The organism is Gelidibacter sp. (assembly GCF_053579655.1).
In genome coordinates this window covers 137,342-153,280 of the sequence record NZ_JBMDWE010000002.1, presented here as the reverse complement: position 1 = coordinate 153,280, position 15,939 = coordinate 137,342, and the positions used below count along the sequence as shown (strand labels likewise).

14 protein-coding genes are annotated in these 15,939 nt (G+C 36.7%); 9 read left to right on the top strand and 5 right to left on the bottom strand.

Annotated elements, in window-relative coordinates; all coding sequences use genetic code 11:
- Positions 1-52 precede the first annotated feature (52 nt).
- Positions 53-442, bottom strand: a complete 390-nt coding sequence (locus ACOH2D_RS01975; RefSeq protein ID WP_348038555.1) for a hypothetical protein — start codon at positions 440-442, stop codon at positions 53-55.
- A gap of 55 nt (positions 443-497) precedes the next feature.
- Positions 498-3,821 (bottom strand): DUF8818 domain-containing protein, encoded by a 3,324-nt coding sequence (locus ACOH2D_RS01970; RefSeq protein ID WP_449534225.1) that lies wholly within the window; start codon positions 3,819-3,821, stop codon positions 498-500.
- 286 nt (positions 3,822-4,107) lie between these two features.
- Here ACOH2D_RS01970 and ACOH2D_RS01965 point away from each other — a divergent pair, with 286 nt between their 5' ends.
- The 3 genes from ACOH2D_RS01965 (at position 4,108) to ACOH2D_RS01955 (ending at position 7,171) form a co-directional block, all read left to right on the top strand.
- The gene (locus ACOH2D_RS01965) at positions 4,108-4,872 is read left to right on the top strand and encodes an exodeoxyribonuclease III (protein WP_449534224.1); all 765 of its coding nucleotides are present in this window, start codon (positions 4,108-4,110) and stop codon (positions 4,870-4,872) included.
- A gap of 164 nt (positions 4,873-5,036) precedes the next feature.
- Complete coding sequence (locus ACOH2D_RS01960; protein ID WP_449534223.1) at positions 5,037-5,993, top strand: OmpA family protein; 957 nt, start codon at positions 5,037-5,039, stop codon at positions 5,991-5,993.
- A 143-nt stretch (positions 5,994-6,136) separates the two neighbouring features.
- Positions 6,137-7,171 carry an aldo/keto reductase gene (locus tag ACOH2D_RS01955; protein ID WP_449534222.1) on the top strand — a complete coding sequence of 345 codons (1,035 nt, stop codon included), beginning with the start codon at positions 6,137-6,139 and terminating at the stop codon, positions 7,169-7,171.
- A gap of 89 nt (positions 7,172-7,260) precedes the next feature.
- Here ACOH2D_RS01955 and ACOH2D_RS01950 read toward each other — a convergent pair whose 3' ends face one another.
- The 3 genes from ACOH2D_RS01950 to ACOH2D_RS01940 form a co-directional block, all read right to left on the bottom strand.
- The gene (locus ACOH2D_RS01950) at positions 7,261-7,803 is read right to left on the bottom strand and encodes a DUF5004 domain-containing protein (protein ID WP_449534221.1); all 543 of its coding nucleotides are present in this window, start codon (positions 7,801-7,803) and stop codon (positions 7,261-7,263) included.
- Positions 7,804-8,114: 311 nt separating this feature from the next.
- Positions 8,115-9,656 carry an Rne/Rng family ribonuclease gene (locus ACOH2D_RS01945; RefSeq protein ID WP_348037966.1) on the bottom strand — a complete coding sequence of 514 codons (1,542 nt, stop codon included), beginning with the start codon at positions 9,654-9,656 and terminating at the stop codon, positions 8,115-8,117.
- Between the two features lie 337 nt (positions 9,657-9,993).
- On the bottom strand, positions 9,994-10,296 hold the full coding sequence (locus ACOH2D_RS01940; RefSeq protein ID WP_348037968.1) for an HU family DNA-binding protein: 303 nt from the start codon (positions 10,294-10,296) through the stop codon (positions 9,994-9,996).
- A gap of 135 nt (positions 10,297-10,431) precedes the next feature.
- Here ACOH2D_RS01940 and mutY point away from each other — a divergent pair, with 135 nt between their 5' ends.
- The 6 genes from mutY (at position 10,432) to frr (ending at position 15,900) form a co-directional block, all read left to right on the top strand.
- Positions 10,432-11,472 carry an A/G-specific adenine glycosylase gene (gene mutY / locus ACOH2D_RS01935; protein ID WP_449534220.1) on the top strand — a complete coding sequence of 347 codons (1,041 nt, stop codon included), beginning with the start codon at positions 10,432-10,434 and terminating at the stop codon, positions 11,470-11,472.
- 417 nt (positions 11,473-11,889) lie between these two features.
- Positions 11,890-12,324: a single-stranded DNA-binding protein gene (locus ACOH2D_RS01930; protein WP_348035984.1), complete on the top strand. Its 435-nt coding sequence runs from the start codon at positions 11,890-11,892 to the stop codon at positions 12,322-12,324.
- 23 nt (positions 12,325-12,347) lie between these two features.
- Positions 12,348-13,679 (top strand): gliding motility-associated protein GldE, encoded by a 1,332-nt coding sequence (locus ACOH2D_RS01925; protein ID WP_449534219.1) that lies wholly within the window; start codon positions 12,348-12,350, stop codon positions 13,677-13,679.
- Complete coding sequence (gene gldD, locus ACOH2D_RS01920) at positions 13,676-14,257, top strand: gliding motility lipoprotein GldD (protein WP_449534218.1); 582 nt, start codon at positions 13,676-13,678, stop codon at positions 14,255-14,257. The genes ACOH2D_RS01925 and gldD overlap by 4 nt, the downstream gene beginning before the upstream one ends.
- Positions 14,258-14,575: 318 nt before the next feature.
- Complete coding sequence (gene pyrH, locus ACOH2D_RS01915) at positions 14,576-15,283, top strand: UMP kinase (protein WP_348035987.1); 708 nt, start codon at positions 14,576-14,578, stop codon at positions 15,281-15,283.
- Positions 15,284-15,342: 59 nt separating this feature from the next.
- Positions 15,343-15,900, top strand: a complete 558-nt coding sequence (gene frr, locus ACOH2D_RS01910; protein WP_348035988.1) for a ribosome recycling factor — start codon at positions 15,343-15,345, stop codon at positions 15,898-15,900.
- Positions 15,901-15,939: the final 39 nt, after the last annotated feature.

The following is a 15,939-nucleotide window of genomic DNA, read 5'->3' as shown; positions in this document are numbered from 1 at the left end:
GTTATAAGCCATCGATAAACAGCTTATTTAAAATAACTTAATCTAAAACGAATTATGCGAATCGAGGGGGCTGAAACACAGACGGTTTCACAAAGGAAGACGTTGATTCCTTGTAAAAGAAATTAAAAGGAATTTCAACAAAAGAGGTGTAAGATCTTACAAAATCAATGGTTTGAAGTGTAAAAGAAGAATTCACATGACAACAGGTTTTACTGTCATTTTTGAAGGGTAAATCCTTATGCTCAGAATGATCAATCCCATATCCTAAAGAAGCTTCGCCGTAATGTTCAGCAAGAAAATCAAAAAAGGAATCCCCATAAGTATCTTTATGATAGGAAGCATGTTCCAATAGCACGCTAAATTTTGAAACGTCTTCAAAGCTAATGTTCAAACTTTGAAAAAGAATCAGGGAAGCATATAATACGGCAACTAGTTTTGACATAACAAAAGCAAATCTACATAAAAAAATTGACGTATAATATGATGTGCATCATACACTAAAAATAAGCCTTCAACTGAATGGTTCCGATATGAATTGTTTTCGATGTTTCTGTTTTTCGTCCGAAGTAATTGAGGTTTAAATCCAAAAAAGCTGTCAACTTCCGTTGTGCCAATAAAGTCCAAGTAAAATTATTCCCTGGTTGTAGTCCTTCTAACATTTGATAGGATACCGGGGTATTTGCGTTGCCTTCAAAAGTGTTGTCAAAAAAATTGATCTCGCCTGTAAGCCCCACTTTTTGAGCTTTGTTATAGGTAAAGGAAATCCCAATATTATTCTGAAGCAAGGCTTCCATATTACCGATGGTATTGTCTTTGGACGTGTATTGATAAAACACATCAAAACGGGCGTTTTCATTTAATAAATACGACACTTTAGGCTGCAAGCGCGTTTCATCAATCAAGAAATTTCGCGATGCAAAATTCTCGCTTAAACTTTCGTTTTCTTCTAAACTGGTTTTTAAATTCAAGAGCCAACTTTCGGCAAATTTGTGATTAAAATTAACCTGATGGCTTTTGAGCTTACTCTCTTGAAATCCGATGGAAAGCAAGGTTTTCGCCGTGTTGGCCAAAAATGTGTAGGAGGTTGTAAAATATTGTTTGCCTCTATTGAAAAACAGAACATTCCGAACGTTTTTGTTCAGTGCCAACTGATTTTCATCGTTCCCCGCAAACGGATTCAAATCAAAGGCATTATTTTCTCTTTTAATTTTTCGATCTACTAAATACGACGTCTGATTGTAAAAATGCGACCAGAACTTCTCGGCGTTACTATCGCTTACCGCCCATTGCTGCGGATTGATGGTTACCGTTTGACTCAACCTATTTTGATGTGTTTGAATAAATACTTGGTTGGGCAATAACACCCGTATATATTCTCCTTGATCTTGAAATTGCGCGATTTCAAATTCATCCAATTCCTGAATGCCGTTGTTATTATAATCTATCCAACTGTAGGAACCTTGGCCAGGTTCTACTTTGACATAGGTAAAATCTTGCTGCGGCAAACTTCCCGAATTGGTTTCAAAAACGGTATTCCATTGCACAATTTGATTAAACAATTGCTGATTAAAGGTCATTCTTGAATTCAAGGAGTGCTCATCCTCAATGGCGGCATCCACCGATTTCAAACTGCGATAATTGATATAAACACCCAAATTTGTAGCCGTATTCTGAATGAGCTTGGACTTGAGATAATAGGTATTTGAACTACTCACTTTTTCCACACGATTCATGCGAAGACTGTCATTCACACGATGTCTATAGCCCACTTCCGCAAAAACTTTGGTGCTATCGCCCATTCCGTAAAACACTTCCGCCGATTTAAATCGTTGGCTCAAGGCGGTCAATTGATTGGTGAATATTTCACGTTGCTCATTATCCTCGGCCGCTAACTTTGTGCCCAACCATTGATTCTTGAAGTTATATGTAAATCTATTGAACGTTCTTAAAAATGTCGATTCTGAAAGATCACTTTCACTGCGCAACACACTAGAATTTGAAAACACCTGCCATTGATCAAATTTCAAACTGGCAAACGCACTATGACGATTGCCATTAAAATTTTCAGAATAATTAAGATGCTCAAATTTATAACTGGCGATGCCATGCTTTGGATGGAAAAGATCAAGACCAGCAGTCAGCAAATTTTGATTTCCCAGAGGCATTTCTAAATTCCAATCCCGATTAAACTCAGCATAATACAAGCGTTGAATACTTTTAAAATTCTGTTGAATCATATCGGCATCAAGAATGGCGGACATATTCCAAAGGCTGTCCTTTTTAATCACATCTTGTCGTACACGAAGTTTTCCCGCAAATCCATCGTTGTTGTTATCATCCAAATTAGAAAAGAGATTCAAGTCATTTTTACTTCCCGCCGCTTCAAAGTAAATGTCGGTGCGTTCAGTGGGTTTATAGTTACCATTAACCACGGCAACTTGCAATTTTGTTGGTGCAATCAATTGTACAATCGCGGCATAATTGCCTTGAGGCAGGCCAGAAATAGGCGATACATATTCATAAATATTAGAAACCGCATTGGTATTGATCAGCACATAATCGCCTTGATTATTGCCGACCCTTCGGAATTTAACACTGTACAATTCATCTTGCGGATTACTTGAAAACACATAAACTTCGACACCGCCAATCACTTCTTTTTTATATAAAATACGATTCTCATTATAGGGCTCAGGTGAACCAGATGGAGCTACCATTAGGGATTGGTCATCACCAGCATTGGCCAGAATTTGGACCTGTTCAGGCGATAAATTCTGTTGTAAGGGTTGATTTTTAGAATCGACTTCCGAATAGACCGAAGCACCTATCTTGAACTTTTCGGTTTCAACACTTCCACCACCAAATGTTGTAAATCGTGAAAAATTGCGTTCACTGAATTGGTAATCTACCGTAATTCGCATTTCAGAAGTCATCGGAAAAGTGGCATTGAAAATAATTTCGCCAGCATTATAATCGATGATATAATCTTGATTTTCGCCTCTTTTTATTGGCATTCCATTCACATAAACCGTTTCACTTCCCGAAATAACCAGCACATACAACTCGTTGTTGGGCCCTCTTAATTTATAGGGACCTTGATTGCCCTCTTGCGCTCTAAACTGACTGGTGGTAAATTGACCCCTTACCAAAGCACCCGCAGCAAAAAGATGTGTCTTAGTGTCATCATTACCTAAATCAACATCGACATTTAAACCCTGGACACGTTTACTGAAACCTGCAAAATAGGAATCAGTATTCTGCAAATCGATATCCCCAGCTCTTATCCGCCAATTATCGCTGAACAATTCAATAAAAACTTGATCAAACTCATCCAAACGTTGCGAATAACCACCTTCCTGCAATGGAATATTGGCATCTTGAATGGACGCTCGTAAGGACACTTTATCGCTCAACTTTCCTGAAATTTGCAAATCCAGTTCGCTATTCAAAACAGAGTTCTGATTATTTCCTATGGTCACGCCTCTTGAAATACTTCCAGACGTGGTTAACCCTTCAAAAGGTGTAAAAATTTGCGTTAAAGTTGAGCGCTGCATCTTGTATAATTGCTGCATATTGTTCGTATTATCAACAACAATATTATCATCGAGCTGAAAATATTTTCGCGTGATGAAGTTTGGATATCTGAGATAATCGATGATCACCGAATCTGTCGCGATCGGTTTTTTGAAGATTAAAAGTGCTTTTGAAAAATCCACTTTATAATAAGAGGTATCAATATAGACGTCGTTTTTCGTCTTAAGACTGAATTGACTGGAATTGATGCTTACCGAATCAATTTGAATCGAATCGTTCACAGCCATCTTTTTCGTTCTATAATTGGCGCTCGGCCGCTGTGCATACACACAACAACCGATTAAAAAAAAGACAAGTGAAGCGGCAATTTTCATCTCTTACATTAACTTCTAAAGACCAAAATATATTATCGTTAAAATGCCTTTAAAATTATCGTATAAAAGTACAGTATTATTTAAGTTTGCACCGAAAACAGTATAAAGTATCAAGTACAAAGTATTAAGAATTCAGTTGTCCAATTAATTGTTAAGCTTTAATCTTTGTACTTGATACTCACATCTTAATACTCACTTAATGAAAATCATCTCTTACAACGTCAACGGTATTCGCGCAGCACTCAACAAAGGCTTCATCGATTGGTTAAAAAGCGCCAATCCTGATGTGATTTGTCTGCAGGAAATTAAGGCGATGAAAGAACAATTGGACGTCACCGTTTTTGAAGAGGCTGGCTATCCATATCATTATTGGTTCAGTGCTCAAAAAAAAGGCTATAGTGGCGTTGCCATCCTCAGTAAAACCAAGCCAAATCATGTGGAATATGGGACGGGAAGTGCCTCCATGGATTTTGAAGGTCGAAATATTAGAGTCGATTTTGATAACGTGTCTATAATGAGTTTGTATCTGCCCTCTGGTACCAACGATGCCCGTTTGCAGCACAAATTTGATTATATGGATATGTTTCATTATTATATAGACGAATTAAAAAAAGACATTCCAAATCTGATTATTTTGGGCGATTATAATATCTGTCATGAAGAAATAGACATCCACAATCCGAAAGGTCTTTCAAACGTTTCTGGTTTTTTACCTGTAGAACGCCACTGGATTGGCAACTTCATGAACAACGGGTTTATAGACTCTTTCAGACACTTTAACAAGGAACCTGACCATTACACGTGGTGGAGCTACAGAGCTAATTCCCGAGAACGAAACAAGGGCTGGCGATTGGATTACGCATTAGTGAGTGCACCTTTACAAGAAAAACTAAAACGCAGCGTTATCCTTTCGGATGCGATACATAGTGATCATTGTCCGATTTTGCTTGAAATTGAGGATTAAGACAGTTGGCAGTCTTCAGTTGGCAGTCGGCAGTCAGCAGTCGGCAGTCGGCAGTTGGCAGCCGAAAAGCATTCGTGTATTCGTGGCAATCACATAATATCAAATTAACAACTAACAACCAAACAACAAATACCTTAACAACAAACACCTAAACATCTATAAACATGATTAAAAAATTGTCCCTTATTGCATTAACGCTTGTATTAACAACGTCTTGCGTATCTAAAAAAATCTATACTGATTTAGAAAATAAATACGCCACTTTAAGAAAAGAGAATCGTAAAATATCTGATGATAATGCCGATCTTAAAAAAGATTTAATTCTTGCACAGAACAGATTAGCACAACTTCAAAGAGATTACGATGACACCACTGCAAAACGCAATCAACTTCAAAAAGATTACGATATTGCAAAAACCAATCTTGATAATTTACAACAATCCTACCAGGCTTTAGAACAAAACAGTTCTTCGGCCATTGCTGATAATGCTAAAAAGAATAGAGAGTTATTGGCGCAACTAGAAGCTAAGGAACAAGCACTCGCTGCCGAAAATGCACGTTTACAAAAATTAAAACAAGACATGGAAGCGCGTTCAAACCGCATTGCCGAACTTGAAAGCGTAATCGCCTCAAAAGATGCGGCCATGAATAAACTAAAAGATGCCATTTCAAGAGCCTTAACCAACTTTGAAGGCAAAGGCTTGACGGTTGAACAACGTGACGGAAAAGTCTACGTTTCGATGGAAAACAAATTGTTGTTTCAATCTGGAAGTTGGGCCGTGGGTGTGAATGGAAAACAAGCCGTACAACAATTAGGAAGCGTATTGGCTGAAAATCCAGACATTGCTATTTTGATTGAAGGACATACAGACAACGTGCCTTACACGGGAACAGGAGTCATGAACAGCAACTGGGATTTATCAACAAAACGTGCGACGGCCATTGTTCAAATTTTAAGAGAGAACCCGGCCATTAATCCAGAAAACTTAACTGCTGCTGGCCGTGGAGAATTTGCACCAATAGCTACAAACGACACCAACGAAGGCAAAGCTAAAAACAGAAGAATAGAAGTTATTTTAACCCCGAAATTAGATGAAATTTCAAAATTGTTGAATGATTAATTTTATTAACTGATTTCAGACCTGTCAGGTTTTTGAAACCTGACAGGTCTTTTTAAATTTACCCCACTGAATACATATAACTCAAATAAGATCCCTGCCTTCGCAGGGAGAATTCCACCTTCGTGGAAATGAAATAACCACTTATGAAATACACCACACTTCCCCACACCAATTTAAAAGTCAGCAAACTGTGTTTGGGAACTATGACTTGGGGACTTCAAAATACCCAAGACGAGGCTTTTGAACAAATGGATTATGCCTTGGAACGAGGCATTAATTTTTTTGACACGGCAGAACTTTACCCTGTTCCTGCTGAAGCAAAAACTTACGCAGATACCGAGCGCATCATTGGCAATTGGTTTGAAAAATCTGGAAATAGAGACAAGGTCGTTTTGGCTTCTAAAATAGCTGGTACAGGAGATTATACCGCTCACATCAGAACGAATGGCTTTAGTCCTGAAGCTTTAAAAGACGCGGTTAACAACAGTTTAAAACGCTTGAAGACCGATTATATTGATTTGTATCAACTACATTGGCCAGAACGCAATACTAACACTTTGGGCATTCGTGATTATAAACATGAAGATGACCAGTGGCAAGATAACTTTAATGAAATCCTCCACACTTTTGATGGCATTATCAAATCAGGAAAAGTTAGACATGTTGGGATTTCTAATGAAAAAGCATGGGGAACAATGCGCTTTTTGGAGGAGTCTAAAACACACCATCTACCGAGAATGCTTACGGTTCAAAATGCCTATTCCTTACTCAATCGGAGCTTTGAAGGCGATATGGCAGAAATTGCCATGAGAGAAAACATCGGACTTTTAGCGTATTCGCCATTGGGCTGTGGCGTGCTATCTGGAAAATATATTATGGGTAAAGATACCATAAATTCAAGATTGAATCTCTTTACAAGGTTTGCAAGATATAGCAGTGCACAATGTACAGAAGCAACAAAACGCTACCTTGCTATTGCTTATAATCACAATTTATCTTTAGCGCAGATGTCTTTGGCCTTTGTAACCCAACAGCCTTTTGTGACCAGTAATATTATTGGTGCAACTAATTTAGTCCAACTTAAAGAAAACATTGATAGCATCTATCTCAACTTAAGTTCAGAGGTTTTGGATGCTATTGAGGAAGTCCATAATGAGATTCCCAACCCTTCAGCATAAAGTTACTAGGTTTTAACCAAAAAAAAAAAAAGCGGCTCACATCCGATCCGCTTTTTACTTTTAATGTATTAAGATTAACTCAATTCACATTATTGAGGAGTTTCATTTTGTTCTTGTTTCGTATAGGTAAATGTTACCTTAGTAGTCTTCACAAGACCAGAAACATCACGGAAAGTCAAAGTAGACGAATAAGAGAAGGTATCACCTTCTTCACCCTTTACAATTTTTGTAGTCTGAGACGCACAATTAGCAACAAAAGTCAAAGCATTGTCAGCCGTTAAACTCCATGTTCCAGCTAATGATTCCTTGTTATTACAGTCTGATGCTAAAGAACCTTGTTTAAGCGAATATTTTCTATCGCTGTTGAAACTATAAACTAAATCACGATCGCAAGCACTGTATTGAGCAAAAACATCCTTGTTTGGATTATCTGTTTTATCGTCCGTAATGTCAATGGCTTCCTCTGCCATCATCCCAGTAAAAATCCAAGTTCCAGAAAACTCAGTTTCAGTAGCATTCAAAGCCCCGGTTAAGTCCGCTGGACAAGAAATACTATCATCAGAATTACAGCTTACCATAAAAAGTACGGCTATTCCCATTAAAGATTTGATCATAAAATTTGATTTTTTCATGTTTTTTAAATTTTGTAGTTTTTAAGTTCATTTATAAGATGCAGGAAACTTGAAAAGGTTGCTTTTAAAATGTAAGAAAGTTCAACTAAAAATTAATTCATAACTTCTGAATTTACTAATTACAGATCACCAAAACATCCTAGCCACTGGATATCAGCATGATAATCCAGCTCTTGAAAAAATATAATAATACTGAAGTATAAATATTTTTAAAGTTTTTAGAGAAGAATCAAAAAAACAAGGAGCACTTTTTTGAAAATAAAAAACCCCTTTCCGTTCCGATGACATCGGTATGAAAAGAGGTTTTAATACTAATTGATTTTGTCTCCATTTTTATCATAAAAATGGTATTCAAGATATGTGTAAGCATCTCTAGGTAAAATTTTTACCCATTTTTTGTGTTCTAAAAACCATTTTGACCTAATGGATGGGAATCCTTTGGTCAAAAAGGCCGCTATAAAAGGATGTGTGTTTAAGGTCACCTTTTTGTAGTCTTTTTTGAAAATCCGCTCCATGTCTTGCTGGATTCTTTGGATCACCTTAATAGGTGCTTCAATATCCTCACCGCCAACATTTGGGTTTTCTTCTTTTGTTTCAATATTCCTTTCTGGTCGCACTCTTTGTCTGGTAATTTGTATCAGACCAAATTTGCTAGGAGGTAATATCTTATGCTTTGCTTTATCATCCTTCATTTCGTCACGAAGATGATTGTACAGTTTTTTCCGATTCTCTGCGTCGGACATGTCAATAAAATCGATTACAATAATTCCTCCCATATCGCGTAAACGCAATTGACGGGCAATTTCTGTAGCTGAAATCATGTTGACTTCCAAGGCAGTATCCTCTTGATTTTTTTCTTTGTTGGATCGATTCCCACTGTTCACATCAATCACATGGAGTGCTTCGGTGTGTTCTATCACAATATACGCACCTTTTGCCATAGATACTGTACGTCCGAATGAGGTCTTGATTTGTCTCTCAATACCATGTTTTTCAAAAATTGGTACATTATTTTGATAATGTTTCACAATCGATTCCTTTTTTGGTGCAATTTGATGCACATAATCTTTGACTTGCATATAAAGTTCCTCATCATCCACAACAATACTTGAGAACGAATCATTAAAAATGTCCCTCAAAATTGAGGACGCTTTGTTCATTTCTCCAAGTACCTTACTTGGATGAGGGGCTTTATTAAGCTTTTTGCACATTGCTGTCCAACGGCCCAATAAATTCTGCAAATCGGTGTCTAACTCGGCCACTTTTTTACCTTCAGCAACGGTTCGGACAATGACGCCAAATCCTTTAGGCGTAATGCTTTTGACCAATCGTTTTAAACGATCTTTTTCCTCTTTAGATTCTATCTTTTGAGAAATAGAAATCCGATCGGAAAACGGTACCAAAACAATATACCTTCCGGCAATTGACAACTCGCTACTAATGCGAGGTCCTTTGGTTGAAATAGGTTCTTTTACAATTTGTACTAAGAGGGATTGATTAGACTTTAAGGCATCGGCAATGCTGCCATCTTTATCAATATCCTTTTCAAACTGAAAGTTTTTGAGTAGAAAATCTGTGTGTTTCCCTGTGCTTACACGTTTTACGAATTTTAAAAGTGAAGGTAATTTTGGCCCTAAATCATGATAATGCAAAAATGCATCTTTCTCATACCCTACATTAACAAATGCAGCATTTAGTCCAGGAACAGCTTTTCGGATTTTGGCAATAAACACATCGCCAACCGAAAAATTGTTATCCTCTTCATCTTTATGTAATTCAATAAGTTTTCCATCTTTTAATAAGGCAAAATCAACAAAATCTGAACTCGAACGAATAATTAATTCTTTATCCATGTTGTTAATTTAAATCCGTTGTGATAGACATCAAAACAGATGGATTATACTAAATTTTTTGACACAGGATTCCCGATAAACTATCGGGGTAATTCCGGTAAATTTAAGCTAGCCACAACCAGTGGCACAACCTAAATTTCATATCAAAGAACGTTACTGTAAAAAAAACGAAAAAGTAGTTTTTTAACTACTTTTTCAGTTTATTTCTTTTTCTTGTGACGGTTAGCGCGTCTACGTTTTTTACGCTTATGCGTCGCTACCTTATGTCTCTTTCTTTTTTTACCACTTGGCATAAATCAAGTCTTTTTTAAATTAATATTTCCTTTAATGCTTTACTCTACTTAAGTACTGTCTCAACTTCAACATTAGATTTAACGCTTTCTACAAATACTTTTGCAGGCTTAAATGCTGGAATGTTGTGTGCTGGTATTTTGATAGTGGTGTTTTTTGAAATATTTCTTCCAGTTTTCTCAGCTCTTGTTTTGATAATAAAGCTTCCAAAACCTCTTAAATACACGTTATCTCCACCTTCCAAAGATGTTTTGACTTCCTCCATGAACGTTTCAACTGTTGCTTGGACATCTCCTTTTTCCATTCCTAATCTCTCAGAAATCTTTGCTACTAGATCAGCTTTTGTCATTGTTACTAATTTTAGGGTTTATCTATTAATTATAAGGGATGCAAATATAGTCATTTTAATTTCAATATTTCAAACCTAATTAATTAAAATTTAAGGGTGTAAAGCTTTATTTTTGTCGAGAATTACAAAAAAAAGATGAATTTTAACAAGACATTAACTATTTGGTATTCAGAGCATAAGCGGGAGATGCCTTGGCGAAATACCAAAAATCCGTACAATATCTGGTTATCGGAAATAATCTTACAACAAACACAAGTAGCGCAAGGCCTACCCTATTACGAAGCATTTGTTGACAAATACCCAACAGTTTTTGACCTTGCCCACGCTCAGGAAGAGGACGTTTTAAAACTTTGGCAGGGCTTAGGCTATTACTCTCGAGCTCGCAATTTGCATACCTCGGCAAAATATATTGCCAATGAACTGAATGGTATTTTCCCAAACACCTATAAAGAGCTCTTAAAATTAAAAGGCGTGGGCGACTATACGGCTAGCGCGATCGCCTCCATTTGTTTTAATGAACCGACCGCCGTTGTAGATGGCAATGTATATAGAGTATTGTCACGTTACTTTGGGATTGACACGCCCATAAATTCAACACAAGGCATTAAAGAATTTAAAACACTGGCGACGTCTTTGATGGATCACCAAAATCCGTCAGACTATAATCAAGCTATTATGGAGTTTGGCGCCATTCAATGCAAGCCCAAAAATCCGAATTGTACTATTTGTCCTTTAAATGAGAGTTGTGTAGCTCTTCAGAAAAACAAAACAGAGGTGTTACCAGTTAAATTGAACAAAACAAAGGTTAGTACCAAACACTTTAATTTTCTTGTCCTATTATCCACAGACAAAAAAACCATTTTCCACAAAAGGACAACAAAAGGAATTTGGCAAAACCTCTATCAATTCCCATTATTGGAAACAGAGCAGAAACTAAAGATGGCCGACTTTAAAAAGCATCCTTTTATACAGTCTTTATTTAAGGACGCTCCTTTTGAATTTAGTCTATATAATAGTAAGGACATTGTGCACAAACTTTCGCATCAGCATTTACATACCAAATTCTGGATTATTGAAGTTGAAAAACTCCCGCATAATGGAATTCCTATTGCAAAAATAAAGACCTATCCAACGCCTATTTTGATTAGTAATTTTATTGATGAATTCTTTGATTAGCTATTTAGAAAGTTATTACGCAGAGTTGCACAAAGGAAAAATTTTATTAATCACGTTATCTATCTGTGAAAATCAGTCAAATCCATGTCCAAAAAAGAATCAGTTTAAAATCATAAGAAATCCGCGTCCTCTGCGTTCCATAAAAACCAGATGATTCGTATACTGTAAAAGCCATTCCACAGAGTTACACAGAGCACAAATAAAATAGAGATTCACAGAGAAATTTGATAAAGAAAAAAAAGCACTCTTACTATAAGTGCTGTACTATAATTTTCCCGTATTAAAAAATGACATAAAACGAATTATCAATATAGACTGACAAATTCAAACGGCAACAAATAATAACTCATATATTTTCATTACTTTTAAATAAGTCATTGCAAATGGTTAAATTTGCATCTAAATTTCAAATAAATTATGTCTGGCACTTTAAATAAGGTCATGTTAATTGGTCACTTGGGAGATGATGTGAAAATGCACTATTTTGATGATAAAAATTGCGTTGGACGATTTCCTTTGGCCACCAATGAGACTTATACAAGTAAGCAAACCAATGAACGTATTAGCAATACCGAATGGCATAATATCGTAGTACGCAACAAAGCCGCCGAAATTTGTGAAAAATATTTGAGCAAAGGCGACAAAGTATATATTGAAGGTCGTATCAAAACAAGAAAATGGACTGACGACAAGGGCATCGAGCGTTATTCCACAGAAATACAATGTACCGATTTTACGTTTTTGACCACAAAAAATGAAAATCAGGACAATCTTTCAAACCCAGGACAATCGGCATCAATCCCAAATACCAATAGTGCCGAACCTGAACAACATGATGATTTACCATTTTAAAAATCTAACTAATCCCTTTTGTATTGGACCCTGAACCCACGCAACTACTAATCTTTCTATCTTCGGATAACATCTCATTAATTATAGGAGTTATTTCTATATGTGTATTACTTACCTGCTCCGCGCTTATCTCGGGTGCTGAAGTAGCTTTTTTCTCACTAACGCGTTCTGACATTGACAATGGTTTACAGCAAAAATCGACTGCATTCCAAATTATATCAAAACTTCTGGAACGTCCTAAAAAATTATTGGCCACCATACTCGTTGCGAATAACTTCATCAATATCGCTACCGTATTGCTCTTTGCTACCATAAGTAAAGCGGCGTTTGAAGGGCGAAATATGATTATCAATATTTTCCAATTTAAATTGGATCTTGCTTTTATATTTGATGTGGTCGTTGCTACATTTTTAATTTTACTTTTCGGAGAAATCCTACCAAAGATTTACGCCAGCAGAAACCGAATTAAATTTGCAATGTTCATGGCACAACCCATTAAAGTCTTGGATGTTATCTTTTCGCCAATAAGTTTGCCTATGCGTTCTATCACAGTGGGCATCCACAATAAGTTGGGAAAACAGAAATCCAATATCAGTGTGGATCAACTGTCTCAAGCTTTAGAACTTACTAGCGCGCATGAGACGACCATGGAAGAACATAAAATCCTGCAAGGAATTGTCTCCTTCGGAAATACAGACACCAAACAGGTTATGCGTCCTCGAATTGACATTTTCGCTTTGTCGAACGATCTGAAATATTCTGAAATCATTCCAGAAGTCATTAAAAATGGCTATTCAAGAATTCCTGTTTACAAGGAAACCATTGACAATGTTGTTGGCATATTATACGTTAAAGACCTTCTCCCTTATATTGACCGAAAACAATTTGATTGGACCGCCTTGTTGCGCGATCCGTTTTTTGTGCCAGAAAACAAAAAGCTGGACGACTTAATGGCAGAATTCCAAGAGAAAAAAGTGCATTTAGCAGTTGTGGTGGATGAATATGGCGGTACTTCTGGCTTGGTATCGTTGGAAGATGTTATTGAAGAAATTGTAGGCGATATCAGTGATGAATTTGATGATGATGATTTGATGTTTACCAAAATAGATGATTACAATTATTCATTTGATGGAAAAACAACCTTAAAGGAATTTTACAAAATCCTGAATCTTGAAGATGACTCTGACTTTGAAAACCATAAAGGCGAGGCGGAAACCATTGCAGGTTTCGTTTTAGAAATTTCAGGAGTTTTCCCACGACGTAACAGTAAAATAAATTTCAAGAATTACGTTTTCACTATTGAAGCTTTAGATAAAAAGCGCATCAAACAAGTGAAATTTACTATTTTAAAATGATAAAATTTAAAGTTTTAGCCCTTGCATTAATCGTTAGCCCCTGTTTTTCGTGCGGCGAAGATCCCGTTCCTAAACCAAAAGGTTTTTTACGACTGGATTATCCACCAGCGGAATATAAAGAAACAGATACCGATTTGCCTTTCACTTTCGAAAAAAACACCCTAGCACCGAAGATCAGAAAAGTCAAAATAGACGATAAAAATCGTTCATTTGGCATCAACATAGACTACCCGTCCTTAAAAGGCACTATTTACCTGACCTATATTAAGGTTACCGAAAACAACCTCATTCCTTTGATCAGAGACTCTCAAAACCTGACTCAAGAGCATACTCAAAAAGCAGATGTGATTGAAGGCGATTTTTACGAAAACAAAGACCATCGGGTGTATGGAATGTTCTATGAGATTGGTGGCAATGCTGCATCACAATCTCAGTTTTACGTTACAGATAGTGTCAATCATTTCTTGAATGGTTCACTTTATTTTTACGCAAAGCCCAATTATGATTCCATTTTACCTGCGGCCGACTATTTAAAGAAAGACATCAAACACATCATGGAAACCTTAAAATGGAAATGAAATGGTTAAAACTTTTGGTGTTAAAGCGAAAGTTTACTATTTTTTAGCGAATGGAAAAAGTTTAAACCACTACAATAAGCAACTTCTACTTTTGTAAATTACAATAATCATTATATTTGCTAAATTTTTCGACACAACACATGAAATGAGCATGCTAAAAATTTTAAAACCCATGGGAATGATTCAAAGCGAGCAACATGTGTCCATTAAAACAATAAGTACAAACACATGAAATGAGCATGCTAAAAATTTTAACACCAAAGAGAAAGATTAATGGCGAATAGCATGTGACCATTGAAAAACAATAAGTATATACACATGAAATACAAAAGAATTCTTCTCAAACTTTCAGGCGAAGCACTGATGGGAGATCGTCAATACGGAATTGACCCACAACGATTGGCAGAATATGCTGAAGACATTAAAGAAATCATTGAATTGGGTGTTGAAGTCGCCATCGTTATCGGAGGTGGAAACATTTTTAGAGGTGTTGCCGGTGCAAGCGCTGGTATGGATCGTGTACAAGGAGACCACATGGGCATGTTAGCAACAGTAATTAATGGATTAGCATTACAAAGCGCCCTCGAAGATGCAGGTATGCCAACACGATTACAATCAGCAGTGCATATCAACCAAGTCGCAGAGCCTTTTATCAGAAGAAAAGCAATGCGCCATTTAGAAAAAGGACGTGTGGTTATTTTTGGTGGTGGCACTGGAAATCCATATTTCACCACCGATTCAGCAGCTGTTTTGAGAGCTATTGAAATAGAAGCTGATGTAATTTTAAAAGGAACTCGCGTTGATGGTATTTACAACACAGATCCTGAAAAAGACACCAGTGCAGTTAAGTTCGATCACATTACTTTTGATGATGTATTGAGCAAAGGGCTGAAAGTAATGGACACCACTGCCTTTACACTAAGTCAGGAAAATGAATTGCCAATTATTGTTTTTGACATGAACAAAAAAGGAAATCTTTTAAAAGTGATTTCTGGGGAAAAAATTGGAACTACAGTTAATCTATAAATCAAAACCTGCCATTTGGCTCATTTTTTGGATTGTTTTAGAAATAAAAATTTTTAACGATGAACGAAGACATTACCTTTATATTAGATAGTACAAAAGAAGCCATGGCTAATGCCATCAAGCATCTTGAAAAGCAATTTGGAAATATTAGAGCGGGCAAAGCGAGCCCAGCCATGTTAGGCAGTGTAATGGTCAACTATTATGGTGCTCAAACGCCATTAACCCAAATTGCCAACATAAATACACCTGACGGTCGGACAATTACCGTACAACCTTGGGAGAAAAAAATGATTCAAGAAGTTGAAAAAGGGATTCAAATCGCAAACTTGGGCTTCAACCCGATGAATAATGGCGACCTCATCATCATTAGTGTTCCACCATTAACGGAGGAGCGCCGACGTGACTTGGCTAAACAAGCCAAAGCTGAAGCTGAAGACGCCAAAATCGGTGTGCGCAGTGCAAGAAAAGATGCTAATAATGAAATCAAGAAGTTGACTGACGTTTCTGAAGATATTCAAAAAAGTGCAGAAGGAGAAGTACAACAATTAACCGATAAGTACGTTAAAAGAATTGATGAAGCCTTAGAGGTAAAAGAAAAGGAAATCATGACCGTATAATTTAAAGCGACTCACAAGTCGCTTTTTTTAGCACTACAT